This is a genomic window from Priestia sp. SRI_019, from assembly GCF_057586255.1.
Genome location: NZ_JBYCZN010000005.1, coordinates 152,697 through 179,608, shown reverse-complemented (window position 1 = coordinate 179,608; position 26,912 = coordinate 152,697). Strand labels below are relative to the sequence as shown.

Here is a 26,912-nt window from a genome sequence, read left to right as displayed (position 1 = left end):
CAATAAAAAGACTAGTCATTCAATGACTAGTCTTTTTTTGTTTCTAAAAATTACAGCGTGAATTTAACTTTTAAATTATGTTACACTATAGTGGATTCATTTAATTTTTTATTATAAAAGTTCTTTTTGACGTTGTAAGAAACTTCTTTCAAACTGGAGGCTGCATTTTGGGTAAGAAATCAAAAAAAGTACTATACGAATTACAGGAAAATGAAACAATCGCAAATTGTTTAGATCGGATGAAAAAAGATGGGTATATGCCCGTTCGACGCATGGAAAAGCCTATCTTTGAAGAAAAAGAAATAAATGGTAAAAAAGAGTATGTTCCGGTAAAGCAACAGATTGTTTTCGAAGGGGAAAGTCTCTAAATACGAACATTTTAATGATAAAAATAGTAAACATTCGATTTTTGGGTTGACTTTTTTCTGGTTTGGCTGTTATTATTAAGTTGTCAATTGAGATATCCGAAACCTCATATAATAGTGGGAATATGGCCCACGAGTTTCTACCCGATGACCGTAAATCATTGGACTATGAGGAGAGTACAATTACTAAATAGGTAAACATGATTCCTTTTCAAAAGGAATGTTGATACATGAAACCTAGGGTAGTTGTGGCTTTCCTTTAGTGAGCCATAACGTACCCTAGGTTTTTTTATAACGTGAAAAAGGAGCTTTTATTCATGAATGTAAAAGTTGCTGTTGTAATGGGCAGTCAGTCAGACTGGAGCACTATGAAATATGCGTGTGACATTTTAGATGAATTAAATATTGAATATGAAAAGAAAGTTGTATCAGCACATCGAACGCCGGATTATATGTTTGAGTACGCTGAAACTGCTAAAGAACGAGGGATTAAAGTTATTATTGCTGGCGCTGGTGGCGCTGCTCACTTACCTGGTATGATTGCTGCAAAAACAATTTTACCTGTAATAGGTGTACCGGTTAAATCAAGTAACTTAAATGGTTTAGATTCACTTTTATCGATTGTTCAAATGCCGGGCGGCGTACCGGTAGCTACAGTAGCTATTGGAAAAGCTGGTTCTACGAACGCAGGCCTGCTAGCAGCACAAATCTTAGCAACACAGGATCCAACGTTAAGTGATCAACTTGAAAATCGTAGAGAGTCTATTAAATCATCCGTGTTAGAAAGTAGTGATCAACTTGTCTAATTTACTTATACCTCCTGGTAAAACAATTGGAATCGTAGGCGGTGGACAGCTAGGAAGAATGATTGCACTATCTGCTAAAGAAATGGGTTATTACATTGCAGTGCTTGAACCAACAGAAGATTCTCCTTGCGGTCAAGTAGCAGATATTAAAGTCATTGGCAACTATGATGATAGAAAAGCGGTTGAACAGCTTGCTGAAGTGTCAGATGTCATCACCTATGAATTTGAAAACGTTGATGTTGAGATGATGAAATGGCTAGAAACAAAATGCTACGTGCCACAAGGCAGTCATTTACTAGCCGTTACACAAAATCGTCGTTTAGAAAAAGAAATGATTACAAAGCTTAATCTAGACGTTCCTGATTACGCAATCGTTACGACTGAAGAAGAACTTTTAAAAGCTGTCGAAACAATTGGTTATCCATGTGTCGTAAAAACTTGCCGAGGCGGATATGACGGTAAAGGGCAAGTTCTAGTGAAAAATGAGAATAATATTCGTGAAGCAGCTGAGCTATTAGCACAGTCGGAATGCATTGTAGAACAGTGGATGAACTTAGATAAAGAAGTATCAGTTATTGTACACCGCAATGCAAAAGGCGAAACGGTATGTTTACCAGTAGCTGAGAACATTCATAAGCATCATATTTTGCACCAAACGATTGTTCCGGCACGTATTACAGCAGATCAAGAAGCGAAAGCTCTTCAATATGCGCAAGAAATAGCAAAAGGATTAGATTTAGTTGGTACATTAGCAGTTGAGATGTTCCTAACTGAAGAAGGTCAGCTTTATATAAATGAAATGGCACCTAGACCTCATAATTCAGGTCATTATTCAATCAATGCTTGTGATCTTTCTCAATTTCAGCAGCATGTAAGAGCCATTTGTAACTGGACCCTAGCACAGACGACTTTATTAAAACCTGCTGTTATGGTTAACCTATTAGGGGAACATATTGAGAACACAATGGCAAAAATCGAATGTTTAGATGATATGCACTTGCATTTGTACGGAAAAAAAGTTGCAAAAGAGAAGAGAAAAATGGGACATATCACGGTATTAGCTGATAAGATAGATGAGGCGATAGAAAAAGCCGAATCTCTAGGAATTTGGGAAAGAACGGAGGAAGTAACAACATGATTGAACGTTATACAAGACCAGAAATGGCAGCTATTTGGACAGAAGAAAATAAATTTAAAGCTTGGTTAGAAGTTGAAATTCTAGCTTGCGAAGCATGGTCAGAATTAGGACATATTCCGAAAGAAGATGTGAAGTTAATTCGTCAAAATGCATCTTTTGATATTAACCGCATCAATGAAATTGAATTAGAAACGCGTCATGACGTAGTAGCTTTCACTCGTGCAGTATCTGAAACGCTTGGTGAAGAGCGCAAGTGGGTACACTACGGTTTGACTTCAACTGACGTAGTTGATACAGCTCTATCTTATTTATTAAAGCAAGCTAATGAAATCTTGCTAAGTGACGTAGAGCGCTTTGTAGAAGTACTAAAGGAAAAAGCTCAAGAACATAAGTATACGGTTATGATGGGACGTACGCACGGTGTACACGCTGAGCCAACGACATTTGGTTTGAAAATGGGATTATGGTACGAAGAAATGAAGCGTAACCTAGAGCGTTTAAAACGTGCTGCAGCTGAAGTGGAATTCGGTAAAATGTCAGGAGCAGTTGGAACGTTCGCTAACATCGATCCTTTCGTTGAAAAATACGTATGTGAGAAGTTAGGAATTTCACCAGCACCAATCTCTACGCAAACATTACAGCGTGACCGTCATGCACACTATATGTCAGTACTAGCGTTGATTGCGACATCTATTGAGAAATTTGCAGTAGAAGTTCGCGGTCTTCAAAAGAGTGAAACACGTGAGGTTGAAGAGTACTTTGCAAAAGGTCAAAAAGGATCATCTGCAATGCCTCATAAACGTAATCCAATCGGTTCTGAGAACGTAACGGGACTTGCTCGCTTAATTCGCGGCTATATGGTTACAGCTTATGATAATGTACCGCTTTGGCATGAGCGTGACATCTCTCATTCATCGGCAGAGCGTGTTATCTTACCTGATGCAACGATTGCTTTAAATTACATGTTAAATCGTTTTGCAAACATTGTTAAAAACTTAACAGTATTCCCTGACAATATGAAGCGCAACATGGATCGTACACTAGGATTAATTTACTCACAGCGTGTGCTGTTAACACTAATCAATAAAGGCATGGTACGCGAAGAAGCATACGACTTAGTACAGCCAAAAGCAATGGAAGCATGGGAAACGCAAGTTCCTTTCCGTTCTTTAATTGAAGGCGAAGAGCGCATTACTCGCCACTTATCACCAGAAGAGATTGAAGATTGCTTCGATCATAAGCACCATTTAAAAAATGTAGATATGATCTTTGAACGTTTAGGTCTTTAATAAAAAAGGCAAGGCACGTCCTTGCCTTTATCTAAGATAGTGTATCTGAATATTCTGTATGTAGAGGTGACAGCATGGAAAAGCAAGAGTTACTTTATGAAGGAAAAGCGAAAAAAATTTACGCTACTGATGAGCAAGATGTATTGTGGGTTGCTTATAAAAATGAAGCTACAGCATTCAACGGTCAGAAAAAAGCGGAGATTAGCGGAAAAGCACAGTTGAACAATCAAATTAGTAGTTTACTATTTTCAATGTTACATGAGCAAGGGATTACAACTCACTTTGTGAAGCAGCTTTCAGATCATGAACAAGCGGTTAAGAAAGTAGAAATTGTCCCGCTTGAAGTTGTTGTACGAAATGCTACAGCAGGAAGCCTTGCGAAGCGAATTGGCGTAGAAGAAGGTATTCGTTTTGAACAGCCAATCGTTGAACTTTATTACAAAGACGATGCGCTTGGTGATCCGTTAATTCTTGCAGAACATGCGATTTTCCTTAAGGCTGCAACTCAAGAAGAGATTGATAGTTTAAAGGCACAAGCACTTCAAATCAACGAAATATTATCGAAATTTTTCAAAGATAAAGATATTTTCTTGGTAGATTTTAAATTAGAATTCGGCCGTACTTCTCAAGGCGACATTATTTTAGCGGATGAAATTTCACCTGACACTTGCCGCTTCTGGGATGTTCATACGAACGAAAAATTAGATAAAGATGTATTCCGCAGAGATTTAGGCGGTTTAACAGAAGCATACGAAAAAATCTTACAGCGAATCGGAGGATAACCCAACCATGTATAAAGTAAAAGTATTTGTCACATTAAGAGAAAGTGTATTAGACCCTCAAGGAGTAGCCGTTAAAAATTCATTGCACCGTATGTCTTATGAAGAAGTAGAAGAAGTACGCATCGGTAAATTTTTAGAGCTAACAATCGACAGCACAGATTCATTAGATGAACGCGTAAAAGAAATGTGTGAAAAGCTTTTAGTTAATACAGTAATTGAAGATTACCGTTACGAGGTTGAGGAGGTTGTCGTACAGTGAAATTTGCTGTAATTGTTTTTCCAGGATCAAACTGTGACGTCGATATGTATCATGCTATCAAAGATGAGCTTGGTGAAGAAGTAGATTACGTTTGGCACGATACAGAATCATTAGATCAATATGATGGTATCTTGCTTCCAGGTGGTTTCTCATATGGAGATTACCTTCGTTCAGGTGCTATCGCTCGCTTCTCAAATGTAATGGACGCTGTAAAAAAAGCAGCAAGCCAAGGAAAGCCAGTACTAGGTGTATGTAATGGATTCCAAATTTTATTAGAAGCAGGATTACTGCCAGGTGCTATGCGCCGTAATGAAAACTTAAAATTCATCTGTAAAACAGTGAATTTGAAAGTAGCTAATAACGAAACAATGTTTACAAATGCTTATGGCAAAGATGAAGTAATTGCTATTCCAGTGGCACACGGTGAAGGCAACTACTATTGTGATGAACACACGTTACAAAAATTGATTGAAAACAACCAGATTCTTTTCCAATACGCAGGTGATAATCCAAACGGAAGTCTTCAAGATATTGCAGGGATTACGAACGAAACAGGCAACGTATTAGGAATGATGCCTCACCCAGAAAGAGCGGTAAGCGATCTTTTAGGAAGCGCGGACGGACTTAAATTATTTCAATCAATCGTAAAGCAGTGGAGGGAACAAAATGTCGTTACTTCTTGAACCAAATGTAGAGCAAATTAAAGAACAAAAGTTATATCGAGACATGGGATTAACAGACGAAGAGTTTGCGAATGTAGAGCAACTGCTTGGTCGTACTCCTAATTATACAGAAACAGGTTTATTCTCCGTTATGTGGTCAGAGCACTGCAGTTATAAAAACTCTAAGCCTGTACTGAAAAAATTCCCTATCACGGGTGAAAAAGTATTACAAGGTCCTGGTGAAGGAGCTGGTATCGTTGATATTGGTGACAACCAAGCCGTTGTATTTAAAATCGAAAGTCATAACCATCCATCAGCGATTGAACCTTATCAAGGAGCAGCAACTGGTGTAGGTGGTATCATTCGTGACGTCTTTTCAATGGGAGCAAGACCGATTGCACTTTTAAACTCTTTGCGTTTTGGTGAATTAACATCTCCAAAGGTTCGTCATTTGTTTGAGGAAGTAGTAGCGGGAATCGCAGGTTACGGTAACTGTGTAGGAATCCCAACAGTAGGCGGAGAAATTCAGTTTGAAGCTTCATATGAAGGAAATCCACTTGTTAACGCTATGTGTGTGGGTTTAATTAATCACGAAGACATTCAAAAAGGTCAAGCTAAAGGCGTTGGCAACACGGTTATGTACGTAGGAGCAAAAACAGGCCGCGACGGCATCCACGGCGCAACATTTGCTTCTGAAGAATTATCTGATCAGTCAGATGAAAAACGTCCTGCTGTACAAGTAGGAGATCCATTTATGGAAAAACTTCTTCTTGAAGCTTGCTTAGAACTTATCAAGTGTGACGCTTTAGTCGGTATTCAAGATATGGGTGCTGCGGGCTTAACAAGTTCTTCAGCAGAGATGGCAAGTAAAGCAGGTTCTGGTATTGAAATGAACCTTGATCTTGTACCTCAGCGTGAAACAGGTATGACACCATATGAAATGATGCTTTCAGAATCTCAAGAGCGCATGCTCATCGTTGTTGAAAAAGGCCGTGAAAACGAAATTGTAGAAATCGTAGAAAAATACGGATTAGAAGCTGTTTCAGTTGGTCACGTAACCGACGATAAGCGCCTTCGTTTAACTCATAACGGAGAAGTAGTAGCAGATGTTCCTGTAGATGCATTAGCAGAAGATGCACCGGTATACCATAAGCCATCTCAAGAGCCAGCATACTATCGTGAGTTCCAAGAGCAGTCAGCATATGCTCCTACTGTTGAAAATCACAGTGATATGTTAGTAACACTTTTAAAACAGCCTACTATTGCAAACAAAGAGTGGGTTTACAACCAATATGACTATCAAGTACGTACAAACACAGTTGTATCTCCTGGATCTGACGCGGCGGTTGTTCGTGTACGTGATACAAATAAAGCATTAGCGATGACAACAGACTGTAACTCTCGCTATTTATACCTAGACCCAGAAGTAGGCGGCCGTATTGCAGTAGCAGAAGCTGCTCGTAACCTTGTATGTTCAGGTGCACAGCCTCTTGCAATTACAGACTGCTTAAACTTCGGTAACCCTGAAAAACCAGAAATCTTCTGGCAAATTGAAAAAGCAACAGACGGTATGAGCGACGCTTGCCGTGAGCTATCGACTCCGGTTATCGGCGGTAACGTATCTCTTTACAATGAAACAAAAGGTGAAGCAATTTACCCAACTCCTGTTATCGGAATGGTTGGTTTGATCGACGATATCAACCATATTACAACTCAATATGCGAAGCAAAAAGATGACTTAATCTATGTTATTGGTAAAGCAGAAGCAGAATTCGCAGGTACTGAGCTTCAAAAAGTACTAGAAAACGGTACGGTATTTGGGCATTCACCTAAATTAGATTTAGCAGTTGAAAAAACACGTCAAGATCAGCTTCTTCAAGCAATTCGTGAAGGTGCAGTTCAATCTGCTCACGATATTGCAGAAGGAGGATTCGCGGTAGCCCTAGCTGAAAAAGTGATGAACGGCAGCGGATTAGGTATAGACGTAACGGTAGACGGCGAAGCAACAGCAGAGCTATTCAGTGAAACACAATCGCGTTTTATCGTAACGGTTTCTCCAGAGAATAAAGAAAAATTCGAAATGCTTGTACAAGATGTAACATTAGTAGGACGCGTAACAGAAGACGCAACATTAACTGTTAAACATCAAGAAAATGTTCTTGTTCAATTATCAGTTGAAGAATTAACTACTGCTTGGAAAGGAGCGCTTCCATGCTTGCTGAAATCAAAGGCTTAAACGAAGAATGTGGCGTATTCGGTGTATGGGGACATGAAAATGCAAGCCAGATTGCTTATTACGGTTTGCATAGCTTGCAGCACCGCGGACAAGAAGGAGCTGGTATTGCTGTAACAGACGGAGAAAAAGTGACAGTAATGAAAGGCGTCGGTCTTGTTAACGAAGTATTTGGCCACGGAGAGTTAGAGCAACTAAACGGTAAAGCAGCAATTGGACACGTTCGTTATGCAACAGCTGGAGGCGGAGGGTTTGAAAATGTTCAACCCCTTCACTTCCGCTCTCATAGCGGAAGCCTTGCGTTAGCTCATAATGGAAACTTGGTTAATGCAAATGCATTAAAGCATCAGCTGGAAAACCAAGGGAGTATTTTTCAATCAACATCAGATACAGAAGTACTTGCTCATTTAATTAAACGAAGCGGCTATGAAGATATGAAAGATAAAGTAAAAAATGCTTTATCCATGGTTAAAGGCGCATACGCATTCGTTATCTTAACAGAAGATACGATGATGGTTGCACTTGACCCTCACGGATTGCGTCCGTTATCAATTGGACGATTAGGTGATGCTTATGTAGTAGCTTCTGAAACATGTGCGTTCGATATTGTTGGAGCAGTTCATGAGCGTGATGTAGAGCCGGGTGAATTACTCATTATTAACGATGAAGGTATTCAATCAGAACGTTTCACATTAAACGTAAACCGCGCAATTTGCAGTATGGAATATATTTATTTCTCAAGACCAGATAGCAATATTGATGGAATCAATGTTCACTCTGCTCGTAAAAACCTTGGGAAACAACTTGCAGTTGAGTCACCGATTGAAGCAGACGTTGTAACAGGCGTTCCCGATTCAAGTATTTCAGCAGCGATTGGTTTTGCAGAACAGTCAGGAATTCCATACGAATTAGGTTTAATTAAGAATCGATACGTAGGCCGTACGTTCATTCAGCCTTCACAAGAATTGCGTGAACAAGGTGTAAAAATGAAGCTGTCTCCTGTACGTAAAATTGTAGAGGGTAAACGTGTTGTCATGGTAGATGATTCTATCGTTCGCGGCACAACAAGCCGTCGCATTGTTCGTATGCTTCGAGAAGCAGGAGCAACTGAAGTACATGTACGCATCAGTTCACCACCTATCAAAAATCCATGTTTTTATGGAATTGACACGTCGTCATCCTCTGAGCTAATTGCTGCTACGCGCTCTGTTGAAGAAATTCGTGAATTGATTGAAGCTGATTCACTTGTTTTCTTAAGCAACGAAGGGTTAGTAGATGCAATCGGCAGACAGTATGAAGGCAACGGCGGACAGTGTATGGCATGTTTCACTGGAAAGTATCCAACTGAAATTTATCCAGATACTGTACACCCTCATGAAAAGGTAACTTGTTAGTTTTAACGTAAAAAAGGAGTGACAACATGTCATATTCATATAAACAAGCTGGAGTTGACTTAGAAGCAGGATATGAAGCTGTTTCACGTATTAAAAAGCACGTAGAACGCACTGCTCGTGCAGGTATTATGGGAACAGTCGGCGGCTTTGGCGGAATGTTCGATTTATCTACATTGAATTTAAAAGAGCCTGTTCTTGTTTCTGGTACAGATGGAGTAGGAACAAAATTGAAACTTGCTTTTCAGATGGATAAGCATGACACAATCGGTGTGGATGCAGTGGCCATGTGTGTAAACGACGTTTTAGCACAAGGAGCAGAGCCTCTTTACTTCTTAGATTATATTGCTTGCGGGAAAGCAGTTCCTGAAAAAATTGAATCGATTGTAAAAGGAATTGCAGACGGCTGTGAACAATCTAACTGTGCGTTAATTGGCGGAGAAACAGCTGAAATGCCAGGTTTATACGAAGAAGATGAATATGATCTTGCAGGGTTTACAGTAGGAGCAGTAGAAAAGTCAGAAATTATTACTGGAGATGAGATTAAAGCTGGACAGCTGTTGATCGGTATTTCATCTAGCGGTATTCACAGCAATGGCTACTCTCTTGTACGTAAAATCGTTGATGATCAAGGATTAAATCTTCAAGAAACTTACGCTGGTTTTAACGAAAAGCTTGGAGTTGAGTTATTAACGCCAACAAAAATATACGTGAAGCCTGTCCTAAAAGCATTACATGCAGCTAAGATTGCAGGTATGGCTCATATTACTGGAGGCGGGTTTGTTGAAAATATCCCTCGTATGCTTCCTGAAGGTTTAGGTGTAGAAATTGATTACGGTTCTTGGCCAATTCCATACGTGTTTGATTTCCTTGAAGAGCAAGGCAAGCTGGACCGTAAAGAAATGTTCGAAGTATTCAACATGGGAATCGGATTTGTTTTAGCTGTTGAACCTGAAGATATGAATAAAGTCATTGAAGCAATTGAAAACGAAGGCGAAAAAGCATTTGTTATCGGACGTGTAAAAGAAGGAACAGGTGTTGAATTTGCTGGAGGGACGTTTGCATGATAAATATTGCAGTGTTTGCTTCTGGAAACGGCAGTAACTTTCAATCCATCTACGAAGCAACTCAGTCAGGTCGATTAAAAGCAAATATTGCGCTTGTTGTTTGCAATAAACCCGATGCATACGTAATTGAACGAGCAAAAGCATGTGGAATACCATGCTTTGTTTGTTCGCCTAAAAACTATGAAAATAAAGAAGCGTATGAAGCAGCAATTCTTGCAGAGCTTACATCAGCTAAAGTAGAATTTCTTGTTTTAGCAGGATATATGCGATTAGTTGGTTCGACGTTGCTTAAGCCATACAAAAATCGTATTGTTAATATTCATCCGTCGCTTTTACCTGCATTTCCTGGGATTGATGCTATTGGTCAAGCTTTTGATGCAGGAGTAAAAGTGATTGGAATTACCGTGCATTTTGTAGATGAAGGAATGGATACAGGACCAATTATTGATCAGCAGGCTATTCGCATTGAAAAAGGCGATACAAGAGAAACCGTTGAGGCCCGCATTCATGAAATTGAACATCAATTTTATCCCGCGGTACTAAATGAATTATTTGAACAAGCCGCAGTTAAATAAATAGGATGTAACCTTGTCAAAAAAGTTTTAATCCTTTACTATGGTAGAGTAGTAGTGAAAGAAAGATTTTAAATGAGAGATCGGATCAGGAGGAGTTTACAAAATGACAGCAAAACGCGCACTTATTAGCGTATCTGATAAAGAAGGTATTGTTTCATTTGCACAAGAATTAAAGGACTTAGGAGTAGAAATTATTTCAACTGGCGGTACAAAGCGTACTCTAGAAGAAAACGGCATTGACGTTATCGGAATTTCTGAAGTAACTGATTTCCCAGAAATCTTAGACGGTCGTTTAAAAACATTGCATCCTAACGTTCACGGTGCCTTATTAGCGTTACGCGATAATGAAGAGCATCAAGCACAAATGAAAGAGCATAATATCTCGCCAATCGACTTTGTAGTTGTAAACTTATATCCATTTAAAAAGACAATTGAAAAAGAGGATGTAACGCTTGCTGAAGCGATTGAGAATATTGACATCGGTGGACCTACAATGCTTCGTTCAGCTGCGAAAAACTATCGTTCTGTCTCAGTTGTAGTAGATCCAAGCGATTACGCAACCGTAGTAGAAGAGTTAAAAGCTGATGGCAATGTTTCATTTGAAACCAATCAACGATTAGCAGCAAAAGTATTCCGTCATACGGCAGCTTATGATGCATTAATCGCTGAATACTTAACAAACATTACAGGTGAAACAACTCCTGAGAAATTAACAGTAACGTATGAGCGTGTTCAAGGCTTACGATACGGAGAAAATCCTCACCAACAAGCTTCTTTCTATAAAAAGCCGTTAACACAAAAAGGTTCTATTGCAACAGCTACGCAGCTGCATGGAAAAGAGTTATCATACAATAATATCAACGATGCAAATGCAGCTCTTCAAATCGTAAAAGAATTCAAAGAGCCGGCTATCGTAGCGATTAAACATATGAATCCTTGCGGTGTAGGTGTGGGTGAAACAATTGCTCAAGCTTATCAAAAAGCATACGAAGCGGATCCTACATCTATCTTTGGCGGTATCGTAGCAGCTAACCGTCCTATCGACCGTGAAACGGCTATTCAGTTAAAAGAAATTTTCTTAGAAATCATCATTGCTCCTGCGTTCGATCAAGAAGCATTAGATGTATTAACAGCTAAGAAAAACCTTCGTTTACTAACGATCGAACTTGATGAAAAGGCAGAAAAAGAAGCTTTCTTAACATCTGTAAAAGGCGGCGTGCTTGTTCAGGATGAAGATGTATTCGGATTTGATGATGCAACGATTACTGTTCCAACGAAACGCGAGCCAACAGAAAAAGAGTGGGCAGATTTAAAATTAGCATGGAAAGTTGTTAAAAATGTTAAGTCTAATGCTATTGTACTTGCAAAAGATGACATGACAATCGGCGTAGGGGCTGGTCAAATGAATCGCGTAGGCGCTGCAAAAATTGCGATTGAACAAGCTGGTGAAAAAGCACAAGGTTCAGCTTTAGGTTCAGATGCGTTCTTCCCAATGGGCGATACAGTAGAAGCAGCAGCTAAAGCAGGAATCACAGCTATTATTCAGCCAGGCGGATCAATTCGTGATGAAGAGTCAATTGCAAAAGCAGATGAATACGGCATTGCAATGGTATTTACAGGCGTAAGACATTTTAAACATTAATGAGGTGAAGAACGTGAATGTTTTAGTTATTGGAAAAGGCGGAAGAGAGCATACAATTGCATGGAAAGCTTCAAAAAGTCCACTTGTTAACGAAGTGTTTGTAGCACCAGGAAATCCGGGCATGAGAGATGTGGCAACGATTGTACCAATCGATCAAAGCAGCCAAGAAGAGCTTGTGCTATTTGCAAAAGAAAACAAGATTGGATTAACAATTGTTGGACCAGAAAATCCGCTAATTGAAGGCATTGTTGATCGATTTGAACAAGAAGGTCTTCCAGTCTTTGGACCGCGCAAACAAGCAGCGATGATTGAAGGAAGCAAAAGCTTTGCAAAAGAGCTCATGAAAAAGTATGATATTCCAACCGCAGCGTATGAAACATTTACGTCTTACGAGGAAGCAAAAGCATATGTGGAAAAGCAAGGCGCTCCAATTGTTATTAAAGCAGACGGCTTAGCGGCTGGTAAAGGTGTAACTGTTGCTTTAACAGTGGAAGAAGCTGTAGATACATTACGTGATTTTCTAGTTGACCAAAAATTTAAAGAAGCAAGTGCAAAAGTAGTTGTAGAAGAATTTTTGGATGGTGAAGAATTTTCATTAATGGCATTTGTACGCGGTACAAATGTATATCCAATGGTAATTGCACAAGATCATAAGCGTGCTTTTGACGGCGATCAAGGTCCGAACACAGGAGGCATGGGAGCTTACTCTCCTGTTCCGCAAATCAGTGATGCAGAAGTACAAGAGGCTGTAGAAAACATCTTACTTCCAATGGCTAAAGGATTAGCTGAAGAAGGCTGTGAGTATACAGGAATTCTATATGCTGGTCTGATTCAAACACAAAAAGGACCAAAAGTTATTGAATTTAATGCGCGTTTTGGAGATCCTGAAACACAGGTCGTACTGCCGCGTATGAAAAGCGATTTAGTCGACGTGCTTCTTCGCATTTTGAAAGAAGAAAAAGTAGAAATTGAATGGGATGATGAAGCGGCTATCGGAATCGTATTAGCAGCAGCAGGCTACCCAGAAGATTATCAAAAGGGTGCGCCAATTAACGGTTTGGATGCGATTAGTGAAGACGCGCTTGTTTTCCACGCTGGTACAGCTTTAGAAAACGACACATACGTTTCAAACGGCGGCCGTGTTCTATTAGTAGGTGCTAAAGGAGCAACTCTTCAAGAAGCGCAGCAAGAAGTATACAAGCAAATGGCTCATATCGATGTAGAAAAAGGCTTTTTCTACCGCAGAGACATCGGCCATCGTGCATTAACAAAAGCAGCTTTAAAATAAAAAAGGAGAGCTTAGGCTCTCCTTTTTACCTTATGAAGGATTATACGTTTCTTCATTTCCATTTGGATGGTGTTCATGTTCATCATGTTTTTGACATGAATCATATGCGTACGTAAGAGGGCAAAAACGCGTGATGCCTTCTGCAACTTTTAAAGCTCCCATTAACCCTAAGAAGATGTATGAATCTTTGTACGGTCTGCGAGATAAACGAGATGTTGTCCAAGAAAGAAGGGTAAAGCCCAGTGTAAGTCGAATTAATGCGTTAACAATACCGATATTTGGTTTCATGTTTTATCACCTTTATTCATAAAATTAATAACAGTTTCTGAATGCGTTTACATCACGGATGTGTTACGATAAAAATACATAGTAAATTAGGGGGAATTTAGTATGCCGGAACAAAGATACCGCTGGAAAAGCAAACATATTAGACAGCAGCTCTTAGTATTAAACGGTCAAAAAGCACCAACTATTGTCTTAAAAGATGCAACATATTTGAACGCTCGAATGAAGCAGTGGAAAAAAGCACATATTTGGGTTTACCAAGATCGTATTGTATACGTTGGCTCAGAGATGCCTAAGCACACAGACGCTTCTACAGAGATTATAGACTGCAGTGATAAATATGTGGTTCCTGGGTATATTGAGCCGCATGTTCACCCGTTTCAGTTATATAATCCCCAGACTTTTTCCCAATATGCAGCTAAGCACGGAACAACGACTTTATTTAATGATAATTTAATTCTCGCTTTACAGCTTGAACAAAAAACGGCATTTTCATTGATTGAAGAAATGAAAACGTTACCACAATCGCTGTACTGGTGGTGCAGATTTGATTCGCAGACGGAAATTGATGAAGAGGCTGACATCTTCTCACATACGAACATTACTTCTTGGCTACAAAATGAAGCTGTCTTACAAGGAGGCGAACTGACAAGTTGGCCGAAGCTTTTAGACGGAGATGATTTAATGCTTCACTGGGTTCAAGAGACAAAACGGATGAGAAAGCACATTGAAGGACATTTCCCGGGGGCGTCAGCATTTACCTTGGCAAAAATGAAATTGCTCGGGGCAGACAGCGATCATGAGTCTATGACGGGGGAAGATGTTGTTGCTCGGTTAACACAAGGCTATGACGTTGCTTTGCGCCACTCTTCAATTCGGCCGGATTTGCCAAAATTGCTGCAGGAGTTAAAAGAGCTGCAGGTAGATTATTTTGACCATATTACGATGAATACAGACGGTTCTCCGCCGTCTTTTTACCAAAATGGCGTGTCAGATATGTTAATTACATTAGCTATTTCAGAAGGGGTTCCCCTGTTAGATGCTTATAATATGGTGTCTGTAAATATTGCTCGCTATTATAACATGGAACATTTGCACGGGCATGTAGCAACAGGCTGTGTGGCTAATATTAATATTTTAGAAGATCCTATGCGACCTACTCCGGTCTCTGTGCTAGCAAAAGGAAAGTGGATGAAAAAAGAAGGCAAAGAACAAGCATTAGCCTCAGCAGAATTTCCTTGGGAAAAGTTTGGTTTTTCACCGTTAAAGTTGGACTTTGATTTAACGATGGACGATTTTCAATTTTCAATGCCAGTAGGCGTAAAAATGAAAAATGCTGTTATTATGGAGCCGTATTCAATTCACTTGAATGTGAGCGGAGATGTATTAGCCTCTGATCATGATGAAAGTTTTTTAGTGCTGGTGGACCGAGAAGGCAAGTGGCGGATCAATACGCTGTTAAAAGGATTTGCGACAAATGTATCGGGACTGGCGAGTTCATTTTCAAATACAGGTGATTTTATTTTAATTGGAAAATCGAAAAAAGATATGATGTGTGCATTTAAACGTATGAAAGAAATTGGAGGGGGTATTGTCATTACCGAAGGTGAGAAAGTAGTATACGAACTGGATCTTCCGTTAAAAGGAGTCATGTCGAATCTGCCGATGGAGGAGTTAAGTAAACGAGAGGTAGAACTCAAGAAAGTGCTGGGTGAGCGAGGATACCAGCACGATGATCCTGTCTATTCACTGCTGTTCTTTTCGTCTACACATTTGCCTTATATTCGTATCACGCCAGTAGGAATTTATGACGTTATGAATAAAAAAGTACTTTTTCCGTCTATAATGCGTTAAAATATAAAAGTATCAAAGGAATTTGAAATTTGTATGAAATTGGCTGTCTTCATACAGAATGAATGTATGTGCAAATAAATATAGAAACTGTATTTTATAGATAGAAACAACTAGTAAAGAAAGCCAATGATAAAGGAGTTCGATACGATGCAAATCAACAAACTACGAGGAAAAGAATTAGATCAGCTATTTCAAGCGATTTTATCATTAGAAAACATTGAAGAATGCTATCAATTTTTTGATGACCTATGTACAGTTAATGAAATTCAATCATTAGCACAGCGCTTAGAAGTGGCAAGAATGCTAAGAGAAGGGAACACGTACCATAAAATTGAGACGGAAACTGGAGCAAGCACAGCGACTATTTCCCGTGTTAAACGCTGCTTGAATTATGGAAGCGATGCGTATCAAATGGTGCTAGAACGCCTTCAAGAAGATTCAAATCAAAAGTAAAGCGTATGGCTGAAGCAGCCATACGCTTATTTTTTAATTAAAATTGAGTTGCTTCTTCAATGATATTTTTAAGATCGCTAATTGCTACACGTTTTTGTTCCATTGTGTCGCGGTTACGGATTGTTACTTGATTGTCTTCTAATGAATCGAAATCGAATGTAATACAGAACGGCGTACCGATTTCATCATGGCGACGGTAACGTTTACCGATTGAACCAGCATCATCATAGTCAATCATAAAGTATTTTGCTAAATCTTCAAAGACAGCGCGAGCTTCGTTAGAAAGCTTTTTAGAGAGTGGCAATACAGCAGCTTTAAATGGTGCTAAAGCAGGGTGAAGCTGCATAACTGTACGAGAAGAGCCATCTTCTAACGTTTCTTCTTCATATGCATCAATCATATAAGCTAATGTTACACGGTCAGCGCCTAAAGAAGGCTCGATGCAGTAAGGTACATAGCGTTCGTTTGTTTCTTGATCAACATATTGGAAGTCTTCTCCAGAGTGTTTCATATGCTGTTTTAAGTCATAGTCTGTACGAGAAGCTACGCCCCATAGTTCGCCCCAGCCGAATGGGAACTTGTATTCAAAGTCTGTTGTTGCATTACTGTAGTGAGAAAGTTCATCATCATCATGGTCGCGAAGACGAACGTTTTCTTCTTTCATACCAAGAGAAAGAAGCCATTTGTTACATGTTTCTTTCCAGTAGTTAAACCACTCTAATTCAGTGCCTGGTTTACAGAAGAATTCAAGTTCCATTTGTTCAAATTCACGCGTACGGAATGTGAAGTTACCAGGTGTAATTTCGTTACGGAAGCTTTTACCCACTTGGCCGATACCGAACGGAAGCTTTTTACGCATTGAGCGCTGAACGTTTTTAAAGTTTACGAAAATACCTTGAGCTGTTTCAGGACGAAGGTAAATTTCATTTGTTGATGTTTCAGTAACACCTTGGTGCGTTTTGAACATTAAGTTAAATTGACGAATTTCAGTGAAGTTAGCTGAACCACACTCAGGACATGTAATTTCATGTTCTTTAATTAAGTCAGCCATTGCATCAAATGAAAGGCCGTCTACGATCATTTCAATGCCTTTTTCTTGAAGTTTTTCTTCAATTAATTTATCGGCACGATGACGAGCTTTACAATCCTTGCAGTCGATCATTGGGTCATTAAAGTTTCCTAAGTGACCAGAAGCTTCCCATGTTTTTGGATTCATTAAAATCGCAGCGTCTAAACCAACGTTGTATGGAGATTCTTGAATGAATTTTTTCCACCATGCTTTTTTAATATTGTTTTTTAATTCTACGCCAAGCGGGCCGTAATCCCATGTATTTGCAAGACCGCCGTAAATTTCAGATCCTTGAAATACAAAGCCGCGGTGTTTAGCGTGAGATACGATTTGATCCATTGTTTTTGACATTCTAATTCCTCCTGTAAATGGTAGTAATTCAAGCGAAACAAAAAGAGCGGGTACAAAAAAACTCTCGTCCCTGGGCATATCAACAATATGCCCAGGGACGAGAGTTTTTCCCGCGGTTCCACCCTGGTTGATACAAAATGTATCCACCTTCGTCTGTATATACTCCAGATTGCCTTTTCCTTAAACCATTCTCTAGGCTCCCACCGTCCCTAGTTCGCTTTGTGAAGAGGATTTAAGTACTATTGATCCTTCAGCGTATATCATATGAATTTTAGTAGCTATATATTAGCATATCCTATGCAGAGAAACAATAACCTTGTGGAAAATGGGCTTTTTTTGTGATGTTTTCTTCCGGAATTTGAGGATAAAACCATATCTTTTATACATATTTTTTGAAAACAAAAAACGTGATGAAAAGTTCGGTTTTCCTTTCATTTCACCCTCTTAGTTTTGTTATAATGAACAAATGGACGAGCGCGAACTTTTAAGTGTAAAGAAATGGAGGAACATATATGTATGATATTAAAGAGTGGAGACATGTCTTTAAATTAGATCCTAATAAAGAGATTTCAGATGCAGATTTAGAGAAAATTTGCGAATCCGGCACGGATGCGGTTCTTGTCGGAGGATCTGATGGAGTGACTCTAGACAATGTGCTGCAGCTGTTAATGCGAATTCGCCGCTACACGGTGCCGTGTGCGCTTGAAGTATCAACAATTGACTCTGTAACACCTGGTTTTGATTCTTATTTTATTCCGACCGTTTTAAACAGCAAGGATCCAAAGTGGATTGTTGATTTACATCACGCGGCGATGAAGGAATACGGAGAGATCATGGACTGGGATGAAATTTTTGTAGAAGGATACTGCGTACTTAACCCCGAAGCAAAAGTAGCTGCGCTAACGGAAGCGAAAACAGATTTGGATGCAGAAGACGTTGTAGCATATGCTCGTATGGCTGAACGCATGTTTCATTTGCCCGTTTTCTATCTAGAATATAGCGGAACGTATGGAGATCCTGAATTAGTGGCAGAAGTGAAAAATTCGCTAAATGAGACGAAGTTATTTTACGGCGGAGGTATTGAGACAAAAGAGCAAGCGAGTGAGATGGGAAATCTAGCCGATACGGTGATTGTAGGAAATGTTATTTATACAAATTTATCGGAAGCGTTAAAAACTGTAAAAGCAGTAAAAAAGAATATTGCACAGTGAAAAATAAATAAAGTAGAATAGAGAATATATGTTCGATATAGGCGGTGAAAACGTGAATTTTTTAAGTGAAAAATTATTAACAGGATTAAACCCTCAGCAACAAGAGGCAGTTAAAACAACAGACGGACCACTATTACTTATGGCCGGTGCAGGAAGTGGAAAAACACGTGTATTAACGCATCGAATTGCGTTTTTAATGGCAGAAAAAGAAGTTGCACCTTGGAATATTTTAGCCATTACTTTTACAAACAAAGCAGCTCGTGAAATGAGAGAGCGTGTGGCAAGTATCGTTGGCGGAGTGGCAGAAGATATCTGGATTTCAACGTTCCACTCGATGTGCGTGCGTATTTTACGAAGAGATATTGATCGTATTGGCTTTAATCGTAACTTTACGATTTTAGATTCAACGGATCAGCTGTCCGTTATTAAAAATATTTTAAAAGATCAAAACATCGATCCAAAAAAATTCGATCCGCGCTCATTATTAGGAAGCATTAGTTCAGCTAAAAATGAACTGAAGGTAGCGGAAGAATTTGATAAAACAGCAGCGGGACCATATGAAGAAATCGTAAGCAAAGTTTACAAAGAGTATGAAAAGCGTTTAAAGAAAAACCAAGCGCTCGATTTTGATGATTTGATTATGACAACGATTCAGCTATTTAAACGAGTTCCTGAAGTGTTAACTTACTATCAGCGCAAGTTTCAATATATTCATGTGGACGAGTATCAAGATACAAACCATGCACAGTATATGCTGGTTCGCTTGCTAGCCGCAAGATTTGAAAATGTATGCGTAGTAGGGGATTCAGATCAGTCTATTTACCGCTGGCGCGGGGCTGATATTACAAATATCTTGTCATTTGAAAAAGATTACCCGAAAGCCAAAACCATTTTGCTTGAACAAAATTATCGTTCAACTAAAACGATTTTGGCTGCGGCGAACGGCGTCATTGCAAACAATATGAATCGTAAAGTGAAAAACTTATGGACAGAAAACGATGAAGGCCAGAAGATTTATCATTACCAAGCAATGAGTGAGCATGATGAGGCACAGTTTGTAGCACGTAAAATTAAAGAAGCAGTAGACAGCGGAAAGCGTAAATACAGTGATTTTGCCATTTTGTATCGTACAAATGCACAGTCTCGTGTGATGGAGGAAGTGCTGTTAAAATCCAATATTAATTATACAATTGTCGGCGGCATTAAGTTCTACGACCGCAAAGAGATTAAAGATTTGCTTGCGTACTTGCGCTTAATTGCCAACCAAGATGATGACATTAGCTTAGCTCGTATTGTGAATGTTCCAAAGCGCGGAGTGGGAGCTACTTCAGTCGATAAAGTGGCCAATTACGGAAACGTTCATGACATTTCGATTTTCAAAGCGCTTGACGAAGTAGAATTAATGGGGTTAACAGGCAAAGCAACAAAAGCCCTTCGTGATTTCCAATCGATGATTTCGAACTTAGCTCAAATGCAAGACTACATGTCGGTTACAGAGCTTGTGGAACAAGTATTAGAAAGAACAGGATACCGTGAAGCGCTTAAAGTGGAAAAAACAATTGAAGCACAAAGCCGCTTAGAGAATATTGATGAGTTTTTATCTGTCACAAAAACGTTTGAAGAAGCAAGTGAAGATAAAAGTTTGGTAGCATTTTTAACCGATTTAGCACTTGTTGCTGATATCGATAAGCTTGACGATGAGGAAGAAGAAGAGAACGAACAAGTGATTCTGATGACGCTTCACTCAGCAAAAGGTCTAGAGTTCCCGGTTGTTTTCCTAATGGGTATGGAAGAAGGCGTATTCCCTCATAGCCGATCATTATTCGAAGATAATGAAATGGAAGAAGAGCGACGCTTAGCCTACGTAGGGATTACGCGTGCTGAACAAGAATTGTATTTATTAAATGCTCAAATGCGTACACTATTTGGTAAAACAAACGTTAATCCAAAATCGCGCTTCATTGGAGAAATCCCAAGCGAGCTTGTGGAATCTTTAAATGAAGCAATGCGCAAACCTGCTGCTGGTCGTTCAGGGGCTTCAGCTTCGCCTTTTGCAGCGCGCCGACAAGCGGCCGTGGCAAAAACGAAGCTTGTGTCAACAGGCAGTGAATCAATTGGATGGAGCGTTGGAGACAAGGCCGAGCATAAAAAATGGGGAATTGGTACAGTTGTAAGTGTAAAAGGAGAAGGAGATTCAAAAGAATTAGACATTGCTTTTCCTAGTCCTACAGGTGTAAAAAGACTGCTTGCTAAATTTGCCCCGGTTACGAAAGTGTAATCGTGAAAAGGAGCTAGAATATGGAGTTTGAGACAGCAAAATCACGCGTTCAAGAATTACGCGACTTATTAAATCAATATGGCTATGAATATTATGTGTTAGATCAGCCATCTGTTCCAGATGCAGAATACGATAAATTAATGAATGAGTTAATTGAGATAGAAGAATCATTTCCAGAGTTAAAAACAGCTGACTCACCTACTCAGCGCATCGGCGGCCAAGTGCTCGATGCGTTTGAGAAGGTTCAGCATCAAACGTCTATGCTAAGTTTGGGAAACGCATTTAATGAAGAAGACCTTCGGGATTTTGATCGCCGAGTGCGCCAAGCCGTTGGAGATGAGTTTTCTTATGTATGCGAACTTAAAATTGACGGCCTTGCTGTATCTCTTCGCTATGAAGATGGATACTTAGTGCTGGGAGCTACGCGCGGAGACGGTACAACTGGTGAAAATATTACTGAAAACTTAAAAACAATTCGCTCTATTCCACTTCGAATTAAAGAACCGTTATCAATGGAAGTTCGCGGAGAAGCATTTATGCCGAGAAAATCATTCGAAGCACTTAATGAAGCAAAAATGGAAAGGGATGAAGTTCCGTTTGCTAACCCGCGTAACGCAGCTGCAGGCTCACTGCGTCAGTTAGATCCTAAAATTGCGGCAAAACGTAATTTAGATATCTTTGTATATGCCATGACTGATACGGGAGAATTAGAAATCGACTCTCACAGCGAAAGTTTGAATTTACTCGATGAGCTTGGTTTTAAAACAAATAAAGAAAGACAGACGTGTGAAACCATTGATGATGTGATTGCTTACATCGAAAGCTGGCAAACGCAACGTCCAGAACTATCTTATGATATTGATGGCATTGTTGTAAAAGTAGATTCATTTGATCAGCAGGTTGACCTTGGAACAACGGCCAAAAGTCCACGCTGGGCTATTGCTTATAAGTTTCCTGCTGAAGAAGTTGTAACCAAGCTTGTAAATATTGAGCTGACGGTAGGCCGAACAGGTGTCATTACGCCAACAGCTATTTTGGAGCCTGTTCAAGTAGCAGGTACGACGGTACAGCGTGCGTCTCTTCACAATGAAGAATTGATTCGTGAAAAAGACATTCGCATCGGAGATTATGTCGTAGTGAAAAAAGCAGGAGATATTATTCCTGAAGTAGTGAATGTGATTGAAGAGAAGCGAACGGGAGAAGAGCAAGAGTTTACGATGCCTACTCACTGCCCGGAATGTGAAAGTGAACTGGTGCGTTTAGAAGGAGAAGTTGCGCTTCGCTGCATTAATCCAAGCTGTCCTGCTCAAATTCGTGAAGGACTTATTCATTTCGTGTCCCGCAATGCGATGAACATTGATGGACTTGGTGAAAAAGTTATATCGCAATTATTTCGCGAACAGTTAATTAAAGACGTAGCGGATATTTATACGCTGACAAAACAGCAGTTAATCGAGCTTGAGCGCATGGGTGAGAAATCTGCGGATAATTTGATTGCAGCCATCGAAGCCTCGAAAGAAAATTCACTTGAGCGTTTGCTTTTTGGTTTGGGCATTCGCCATGTCGGAGCAAAAGCTGCAAAGACGTTAGCTCAGCACTTTGAAACCATAGACAAGTTAACAAAAGCAACGTATGATGAATTAGTGGCAATTAATGAAATTGGTGCCAAAATGGCTGATGCTATTGTCGCTTACTTTACACAAGAAGAGGTTCAAGAACTTATACATGAATTAAAAGAGTATGGAGTAAACCTTACATACAAAGGACCCAAGCTTGTAAGTGTAGAAAATGTAGATTCCGTTTTTGCTGGTAAAACCGTTGTATTAACAGGTAAGCTTGAACAGCTATCTCGCAATGAGGCAAAAGCACAAATTGAAGCACTTGGCGGTAAAGTAACAGGAAGCGTAAGTAAAAAGACAGACCTTGTTGTGGCAGGGGAAGAGGCTGGTTCCAAACTGACAAAAGCTAACGAGCTTGAAATTGAAGTATGGGATGAGGCAAGGCTACTTACGGAATTAAATAAATAAGAGGTGTGTGTAGTTGAAAAAGATATTGTTACTTTCTCTTGCGGTCATGCTTGTAACTTCAGCGTGTGCACCGAACCTTTCGGACGATAAAGAGACTGTTCAACAAACCAACAACAAGAAAGAAAAAGCAGTCATTCCGAAGTATAGTATTTCAGATGATTATTACCGAACAATTCTTCCATTTAAAGCGGGAGTGGCAAGAGGCTTAGTCGCAGCAAACTTAAACAACCGCTTGGATGCGCAAGAATTTGAAACAGGCTTAATGCGCTTATCGACAGATAGCTATTCTCCGAAAAAATATGTGTATCAAGAAGGCCAGTACCTTGATAAAGATACTATTCGCTCATGGTTAAGCCGTAAGCTGAGTGATAAACAGTTTAAAGATCTTCAAAGCAAAGCAAAAGATGATACGGCGAAAAAGAAGCTTAAAAACACTGGGTTAAACCCAATTGATACAGAAAAAGGCGATTTGAAAACTCGTAACGAAACAAGTCCAATGTACTTAGCGAACATTACTGAGCAAGATTACCTTATTCAAGACGGAGATGACAAGGTAAAACTTGGAGGCGTCACAATTGGCCTGGCGATGAATTCCGTTCATTATTATACGGAAGAAAATGGCTATGCCCGTGAAGTGAAGCTTACAAATAAAGAGATTGAAGCCCAAGGAAAGCAAATGGCAGATGAGATTGTTAAGCGTATGCGCGATATCAAAGGCTTAGAAAATGTGCCAGTTCGAGTAGCGCTATTCAAACAAAGTGCTAAGTCCTCTTTAACACCAGGTAACTTTATAGCTGTCGGAAATGCAGGTTCAAATGATACAGCCGTTGGCAGCTGGGATAATTTAGACGAGCAATATTATTTATTCCCATCATCAGATGCAACAAAAGATCACCGAGATGATGCGATGAAATTTGATGAGTTCAAAGCGCAAATCGAAGACTACTTCCCGAACTTTACAAGCGTAGTAGGGAAAGGGTATTACAAAGATGGACAGCTCCAAAAAATGACGATTGATATTCCCGTACAATTTTACGGAAAAGGTGAAATTGTAGGATTTACTCAGTACGTTGCTGGTTTAATGCTTGATCATTTCCCTTCATATATGGAAACGAGTATCTCTATTAACTCAGTAAGCGGACCGGAAGCTCTCATTGTTAGAAAAGCAGATGAAGACAAGCCGTTCGTTCATATTTACGAAGAGTAAGCAAAAAAGACACTGCTCAAGCAGTGTCTTTTTCTAATTCTATGAAATTGCCTCCTATGAAGAAATGGCGTGAGAATTTTGTCTTGTAAATTTAGCAAGATAATAAGCAGCAAATGCAAATGCATCTTGTTCGGTTGTCCGCTCTTCATACGGGCGCTTTTTATCCAGCTCAAATTCTTTCTGATAATAAGGGATGTGATCTTGAATATAGTGGCGCAGCTCGTGAAAGATCGTTTCAATGAGTGGAAGATAGTCATCAAATTTAAAAATAAATATAATGCCTACTTCTCGCCAGTAAACGCCTGATGCAAACTGCAGGTATTCTGTTTCTTCTTCTCCAAGGGCAGAGACAATTTTATTGGCTTCGCACGAATCACAAAAAATGATAGGAATATGAAAGGCTTTATTTAAACAAGCAAAAACATCTTTTTGCAAGGTGGGCAAATCCCACTTGAATTCTTCATCTAATACAAACCATCTTCCGCTTTGCTGGTACACAGGGCGCTGGTGGATGACTGACTGTATAAGTATTTTATTCAATTTTTATAGCACCTCTTTTACGGTAAAGTAGTTATTCGTTTTCTTTACTTTCCCAAAGACTAGTGAAATTAAAACATGGCGGTGTGTTCATCTGAAGCATGTTTCTCTTTCTATCTATCTTTTCTAAAAAGAAGGTTATTTTATACCTATGCAAGAGAGAAATATTTTATGACGAAGGAAAAGTATGGAATGTTGTTTGAATGAAATAGATTTGGTATAAAATAGAAGTGATAAATGTAAGCCCTGTCTTGTCTGGCGGGGTTTTTAATATTTTAGGAACTAGTCTCAGAAATGTTGCCTGTTGCTAGTGAAGTTTGGTATTATCAGTATATTGTAGTGGGACGAATATTCGGAGGTGAAGGAACATGTCAAGAATTTCTGTTGATCAAGTAAAACACGTTGCAAACTTAGCGAGACTTGCGGTGACGGATGACGAAGCAGAACTATTCACAAAACAATTAGATGCTATTATTACATATGCAGAGCAATTAGATGAGTTAGATACTACAAATGTAAAACCGACTTCTCACGTATTGGATATGAAAAACGTAATGCGTGAAGATAAGCCAGCTAAAGGCTTACCAATCGAAGACGTAGTAAAAAACGCGCCAGACCACAAGGATGGCTACATTCGAGTACCAACTATTTTAGAATAAGGAAGGAGGCTTTACGATGTCTTTATTCGATCGTAAACTTTCAGAACTACATAGCCTTTTACACAAGAAAGAAGTACGTGTACAAGATTTAGTAGACGAATCATACAAACGTATTAATGAAGTAGATGATAAAGTAGGTGCGTTCTTAGCGCTTAATGAAGACAATGCTCGTGCTTATGCAAAAGAGCTAGATGAAGCACTACAAACAAAAGATGAATTTGGCCTATTATTTGGTATGCCAATCGGTGTAAAAGATAATATTGTCACAAAAGATTTACGTACAACTTGCTCTAGTAAAATTCTAGCAAACTTTGATCCGATTTATGATGCAACAGTTGTTCAAAAATTACAGGCAGCTGAAGCGGTAACAATCGGTAAATTAAATATGGATGAATTCGCAATGGGTTCTTCAACTGAAAACTCAGGTCTTCAGTTAACGCGCAACCCATGGAACCTAGATTACGTACCAGGTGGATCTAGCGGTGGTTCAGCTGCAGCTGTAGCAGCAGGCGAAGTTCCGTTTTCTTTAGGTTCTGATACAGGTGGTTCAATTCGTCAGCCAGCTGCTTATTGCGGTGTTGTCGGATTAAAACCAACGTATGGTCGCGTATCTCGTTACGGATTAGTGGCATTTGCATCTTCTTTAGATCAAATCGGACCAATCACAAATTCTGTTGAAGATAATGCATACTTACTTCAAGCAATTTCAGGCGTAGACCCAATGGATTCTACTTCTGCTAATGTTGATGTACCGGATTATGTATCTGCTTTAACAGGTGACGTAAAAGGTCTTAAAATTGCTGTTCCAAAAGAATACTTAGGTGAAGGTGTGGGCGAAGAAGCTCGCCAGTCTGTTTTAGATGCACTAAAAGTGTTAGAAGGACTAGGAGCAACTTGGGAAGAAGTATCGCTTCCACACTCTAAATACGCATTAGCTACGTATTATCTATTATCTTCTTCTGAAGCGTCTGCTAACTTATCTCGTTTTGATGGCGTTCGCTACGGATACCGTACAGATAATGCTGAGAACTTAATCGAAATGTACAAGCAGTCTCGAAGCGAAGGCTTTGGAAACGAAGTAAAACGCCGTATCATGCTTGGAACATTTGCGTTAAGCTCTGGTTATTATGATGCTTACTACAAAAAAGCACAGCAAGTACGTACGTTAATCAAGCAAGACTTTGAGTCTGTATTTGAAAACTATGACGTTATCATTGGACCAACTACACCAACTCCATCATTCAAAATTGGTGAGAAAACAGACGATCCATTAACAATGTATGCAAACGATATTTTAACAATCCCAGTAAACCTTGCTGGAGTACCTGGTATTTCTGTGCCTTGCGGCTTATCAAATGGATTGCCATTAGGATTACAAATTATCGGTAAGCATTTCGACGAAAGCACAATCTATCGTGTTGCTCATGCATTCGAACAAGCAACTGAGCATCATAAAGCGAAACCAGCACTGTAAGGGGTGAGAT

Annotated in this window: 24 protein-coding genes and 1 riboswitch; of the genes, 21 read left to right on the top strand and 3 right to left on the bottom strand. The window is 39.5% G+C overall.

The features are described 5' to 3' along the window. The first annotated feature begins 167 nt into the window (after nt 1–167). The 13 genes from AC2YJL_RS23560 to purD all read left to right on the top strand — a co-directional run bounded on the left by AC2YJL_RS23560 (nt 168) and on the right by purD (nt 13,497). The gene (locus AC2YJL_RS23560) at nt 168–368 is read left to right on the top strand and encodes an NETI motif-containing protein (protein ID WP_251569029.1); all 201 of its coding nucleotides are present in this window, start codon (nt 168–170) and stop codon (nt 366–368) included. Between the two features lie 84 nt (nt 369–452). Continuing rightward, nucleotides 453–554, top strand: a riboswitch (purine riboswitch). A gap of 128 nt (nt 555–682) precedes the next feature. Then, complete coding sequence (gene purE / locus AC2YJL_RS23555; RefSeq protein ID WP_013055034.1) at nt 683–1,171, top strand: 5-(carboxyamino)imidazole ribonucleotide mutase; 489 nt, start codon at nt 683–685, stop codon at nt 1,169–1,171. After that, a complete protein-coding gene (gene purK / locus AC2YJL_RS23550) occupies nt 1,164–2,309 on the top strand; it encodes a 5-(carboxyamino)imidazole ribonucleotide synthase (RefSeq protein ID WP_487374997.1) in 1,146 nt (381 codons plus the stop codon). The genes purE and purK overlap by 8 nt, the downstream gene beginning before the upstream one ends. Next, the gene (gene purB, locus AC2YJL_RS23545; protein WP_013055036.1) at nt 2,306–3,598 is read left to right on the top strand and encodes an adenylosuccinate lyase; all 1,293 of its coding nucleotides are present in this window, start codon (nt 2,306–2,308) and stop codon (nt 3,596–3,598) included. The genes purK and purB overlap by 4 nt, the downstream gene beginning before the upstream one ends. Before the next feature lie 74 nt (nt 3,599–3,672). Continuing rightward, nucleotides 3,673–4,380 (top strand): phosphoribosylaminoimidazolesuccinocarboxamide synthase, encoded by a 708-nt coding sequence (purC, locus tag AC2YJL_RS23540; protein ID WP_013055037.1) that lies wholly within the window; start codon nt 3,673–3,675, stop codon nt 4,378–4,380. A 7-nt stretch (nt 4,381–4,387) separates the two neighbouring features. Beyond that, nucleotides 4,388–4,639 (top strand): phosphoribosylformylglycinamidine synthase subunit PurS, encoded by a 252-nt coding sequence (purS, locus tag AC2YJL_RS23535; protein WP_013055038.1) that lies wholly within the window; start codon nt 4,388–4,390, stop codon nt 4,637–4,639. Continuing rightward, nucleotides 4,636–5,322 (top strand): phosphoribosylformylglycinamidine synthase subunit PurQ, encoded by a 687-nt coding sequence (purQ, locus tag AC2YJL_RS23530; RefSeq protein WP_013055039.1) that lies wholly within the window; start codon nt 4,636–4,638, stop codon nt 5,320–5,322. Before purS ends, purQ begins: the two co-directional genes overlap by 4 nt. Next, a complete protein-coding gene (purL, locus tag AC2YJL_RS23525) occupies nt 5,306–7,537 on the top strand; it encodes a phosphoribosylformylglycinamidine synthase subunit PurL (protein ID WP_195695580.1) in 2,232 nt (743 codons plus the stop codon). Before purQ ends, purL begins: the two co-directional genes overlap by 17 nt. Then, a complete protein-coding gene (gene purF, locus AC2YJL_RS23520; RefSeq protein WP_013055041.1) occupies nt 7,513–8,928 on the top strand; it encodes an amidophosphoribosyltransferase in 1,416 nt (471 codons plus the stop codon). Before purL ends, purF begins: the two co-directional genes overlap by 25 nt. 26 nt (nt 8,929–8,954) lie before the next feature. Continuing rightward, complete coding sequence (gene purM, locus AC2YJL_RS23515; RefSeq protein WP_013081441.1) at nt 8,955–9,992, top strand: phosphoribosylformylglycinamidine cyclo-ligase; 1,038 nt, start codon at nt 8,955–8,957, stop codon at nt 9,990–9,992. Next, nucleotides 9,989–10,567 carry a phosphoribosylglycinamide formyltransferase gene (purN, locus tag AC2YJL_RS23510; protein ID WP_014461934.1) on the top strand — a complete coding sequence of 193 codons (579 nt, stop codon included), beginning with the start codon at nt 9,989–9,991 and terminating at the stop codon, nt 10,565–10,567. The genes purM and purN overlap by 4 nt, the downstream gene beginning before the upstream one ends. Before the next feature lie 103 nt (nt 10,568–10,670). Next, entirely contained in the window at nt 10,671–12,209 is a 1,539-nt protein-coding gene (gene purH, locus AC2YJL_RS23505; RefSeq protein ID WP_013081443.1) for a bifunctional phosphoribosylaminoimidazolecarboxamide formyltransferase/IMP cyclohydrolase, read from the top strand. 13 nt (nt 12,210–12,222) lie between these two features. Beyond that, a complete protein-coding gene (gene purD / locus AC2YJL_RS23500) occupies nt 12,223–13,497 on the top strand; it encodes a phosphoribosylamine--glycine ligase (protein WP_251569028.1) in 1,275 nt (424 codons plus the stop codon). Between the two features lie 30 nt (nt 13,498–13,527). On the opposite strand, the gene AC2YJL_RS23495 is transcribed toward purD, so the two are convergent. Continuing rightward, nucleotides 13,528–13,785 (bottom strand): YgaP family membrane protein, encoded by a 258-nt coding sequence (locus tag AC2YJL_RS23495; RefSeq protein ID WP_016762773.1) that lies wholly within the window; start codon nt 13,783–13,785, stop codon nt 13,528–13,530. Between the two features lie 102 nt (nt 13,786–13,887). Here AC2YJL_RS23495 and AC2YJL_RS23490 point away from each other — a divergent pair, with 102 nt between their 5' ends. Together AC2YJL_RS23490 and AC2YJL_RS23485 are read left to right on the top strand one after the other, a co-directional pair. Further along, nucleotides 13,888–15,636 (top strand): adenine deaminase C-terminal domain-containing protein, encoded by a 1,749-nt coding sequence (locus AC2YJL_RS23490; RefSeq protein WP_251569027.1) that lies wholly within the window; start codon nt 13,888–13,890, stop codon nt 15,634–15,636. A gap of 147 nt (nt 15,637–15,783) precedes the next feature. Further along, a complete protein-coding gene (locus AC2YJL_RS23485; protein WP_013055048.1) occupies nt 15,784–16,089 on the top strand; it encodes a YerC/YecD family TrpR-related protein in 306 nt (101 codons plus the stop codon). A gap of 37 nt (nt 16,090–16,126) precedes the next feature. On the opposite strand, the gene AC2YJL_RS23480 is transcribed toward AC2YJL_RS23485, so the two are convergent. After that, entirely contained in the window at nt 16,127–17,509 is a 1,383-nt protein-coding gene (locus AC2YJL_RS23480) for a glycine--tRNA ligase (protein WP_230931669.1), read from the bottom strand. A gap of 512 nt (nt 17,510–18,021) precedes the next feature. On the opposite strand from AC2YJL_RS23480, the gene pcrB reads away from it, so the two are divergent. From pcrB to AC2YJL_RS23460, 4 genes are read left to right on the top strand one after another with little or no spacing between them, the layout of a single operon-like run. Next, nucleotides 18,022–18,720, top strand: a complete 699-nt coding sequence (gene pcrB / locus AC2YJL_RS23475) for a heptaprenylglyceryl phosphate synthase (RefSeq protein ID WP_230931670.1) — start codon at nt 18,022–18,024, stop codon at nt 18,718–18,720. Nucleotides 18,721–18,748: 28 nt separating this feature from the next. Further along, nucleotides 18,749–20,998: a DNA helicase PcrA gene (gene pcrA, locus AC2YJL_RS23470; RefSeq protein WP_269067360.1), complete on the top strand. Its 2,250-nt coding sequence runs from the start codon at nt 18,749–18,751 to the stop codon at nt 20,996–20,998. A 20-nt stretch (nt 20,999–21,018) separates the two neighbouring features. Continuing rightward, nucleotides 21,019–23,025, top strand: coding sequence for an NAD-dependent DNA ligase LigA (ligA, locus tag AC2YJL_RS23465; RefSeq protein WP_251569026.1), 2,007 nt, complete (start codon nt 21,019–21,021; stop codon nt 23,023–23,025). Between the two features lie 13 nt (nt 23,026–23,038). Then, a complete protein-coding gene (locus AC2YJL_RS23460) occupies nt 23,039–24,232 on the top strand; it encodes a CamS family sex pheromone protein (protein WP_098248760.1) in 1,194 nt (397 codons plus the stop codon). A 54-nt stretch (nt 24,233–24,286) separates the two neighbouring features. Here AC2YJL_RS23460 and AC2YJL_RS23455 read toward each other — a convergent pair whose 3' ends face one another. Next, nucleotides 24,287–24,772, bottom strand: a complete 486-nt coding sequence (locus AC2YJL_RS23455) for a DUF3920 family protein (RefSeq protein WP_050688434.1) — start codon at nt 24,770–24,772, stop codon at nt 24,287–24,289. Nucleotides 24,773–25,137: 365 nt separating this feature from the next. On the opposite strand from AC2YJL_RS23455, the gene gatC reads away from it, so the two are divergent. Beyond that, nucleotides 25,138–25,428, top strand: a complete 291-nt coding sequence (gene gatC / locus AC2YJL_RS23450) for an Asp-tRNA(Asn)/Glu-tRNA(Gln) amidotransferase subunit GatC (protein ID WP_013055055.1) — start codon at nt 25,138–25,140, stop codon at nt 25,426–25,428. A gap of 16 nt (nt 25,429–25,444) precedes the next feature. Further along, nucleotides 25,445–26,902, top strand: a complete 1,458-nt coding sequence (gene gatA / locus AC2YJL_RS23445; RefSeq protein WP_013055056.1) for an Asp-tRNA(Asn)/Glu-tRNA(Gln) amidotransferase subunit GatA — start codon at nt 25,445–25,447, stop codon at nt 26,900–26,902. Nucleotides 26,903–26,912 lie beyond the last annotated feature (10 nt).

Bases quoted from the DNA above. Each gene is read 5' to 3' on its own strand.
- purE (WP_013055034.1), top strand. From the start codon at position 683: ATGAATGTAAAAGTTGCTGTTGTAATGGGCAGTCAGTCAGACTGGAGC.
- purB (WP_013055036.1), top strand. From the start codon at position 2,306: ATGATTGAACGTTATACAAGACCAGAAATGGCAGCTATTTGGACAGAA.
- purC (WP_013055037.1), top strand. From the start codon at position 3,673: ATGGAAAAGCAAGAGTTACTTTATGAAGGAAAAGCGAAAAAAATTTAC.
- purS (WP_013055038.1), top strand. From the start codon at position 4,388: ATGTATAAAGTAAAAGTATTTGTCACATTAAGAGAAAGTGTATTAGAC.
- purL (WP_195695580.1), top strand. From the start codon at position 5,306: ATGTCGTTACTTCTTGAACCAAATGTAGAGCAAATTAAAGAACAAAAG.
- purF (WP_013055041.1), top strand. From the start codon at position 7,513: ATGCTTGCTGAAATCAAAGGCTTAAACGAAGAATGTGGCGTATTCGGT.
- purM (WP_013081441.1), top strand. From the start codon at position 8,955: ATGTCATATTCATATAAACAAGCTGGAGTTGACTTAGAAGCAGGATAT.
- purN (WP_014461934.1), top strand. From the start codon at position 9,989: ATGATAAATATTGCAGTGTTTGCTTCTGGAAACGGCAGTAACTTTCAA.
- purH (WP_013081443.1), top strand. From the start codon at position 10,671: ATGACAGCAAAACGCGCACTTATTAGCGTATCTGATAAAGAAGGTATT.
- AC2YJL_RS23495 (WP_016762773.1), bottom strand. From the start codon at position 13,785: ATGAAACCAAATATCGGTATTGTTAACGCATTAATTCGACTTACACTG.
- AC2YJL_RS23490 (WP_251569027.1), top strand. From the start codon at position 13,888: ATGCCGGAACAAAGATACCGCTGGAAAAGCAAACATATTAGACAGCAG.
- AC2YJL_RS23485 (WP_013055048.1), top strand. From the start codon at position 15,784: ATGCAAATCAACAAACTACGAGGAAAAGAATTAGATCAGCTATTTCAA.
- AC2YJL_RS23480 (WP_230931669.1), bottom strand. From the start codon at position 17,509: ATGTCAAAAACAATGGATCAAATCGTATCTCACGCTAAACACCGCGGC.
- pcrB (WP_230931670.1), top strand. From the start codon at position 18,022: ATGTATGATATTAAAGAGTGGAGACATGTCTTTAAATTAGATCCTAAT.
- pcrA (WP_269067360.1), top strand. From the start codon at position 18,749: ATGTTCGATATAGGCGGTGAAAACGTGAATTTTTTAAGTGAAAAATTA.
- ligA (WP_251569026.1), top strand. From the start codon at position 21,019: ATGGAGTTTGAGACAGCAAAATCACGCGTTCAAGAATTACGCGACTTA.
- gatC (WP_013055055.1), top strand. From the start codon at position 25,138: ATGTCAAGAATTTCTGTTGATCAAGTAAAACACGTTGCAAACTTAGCG.
- gatA (WP_013055056.1), top strand. From the start codon at position 25,445: ATGTCTTTATTCGATCGTAAACTTTCAGAACTACATAGCCTTTTACAC.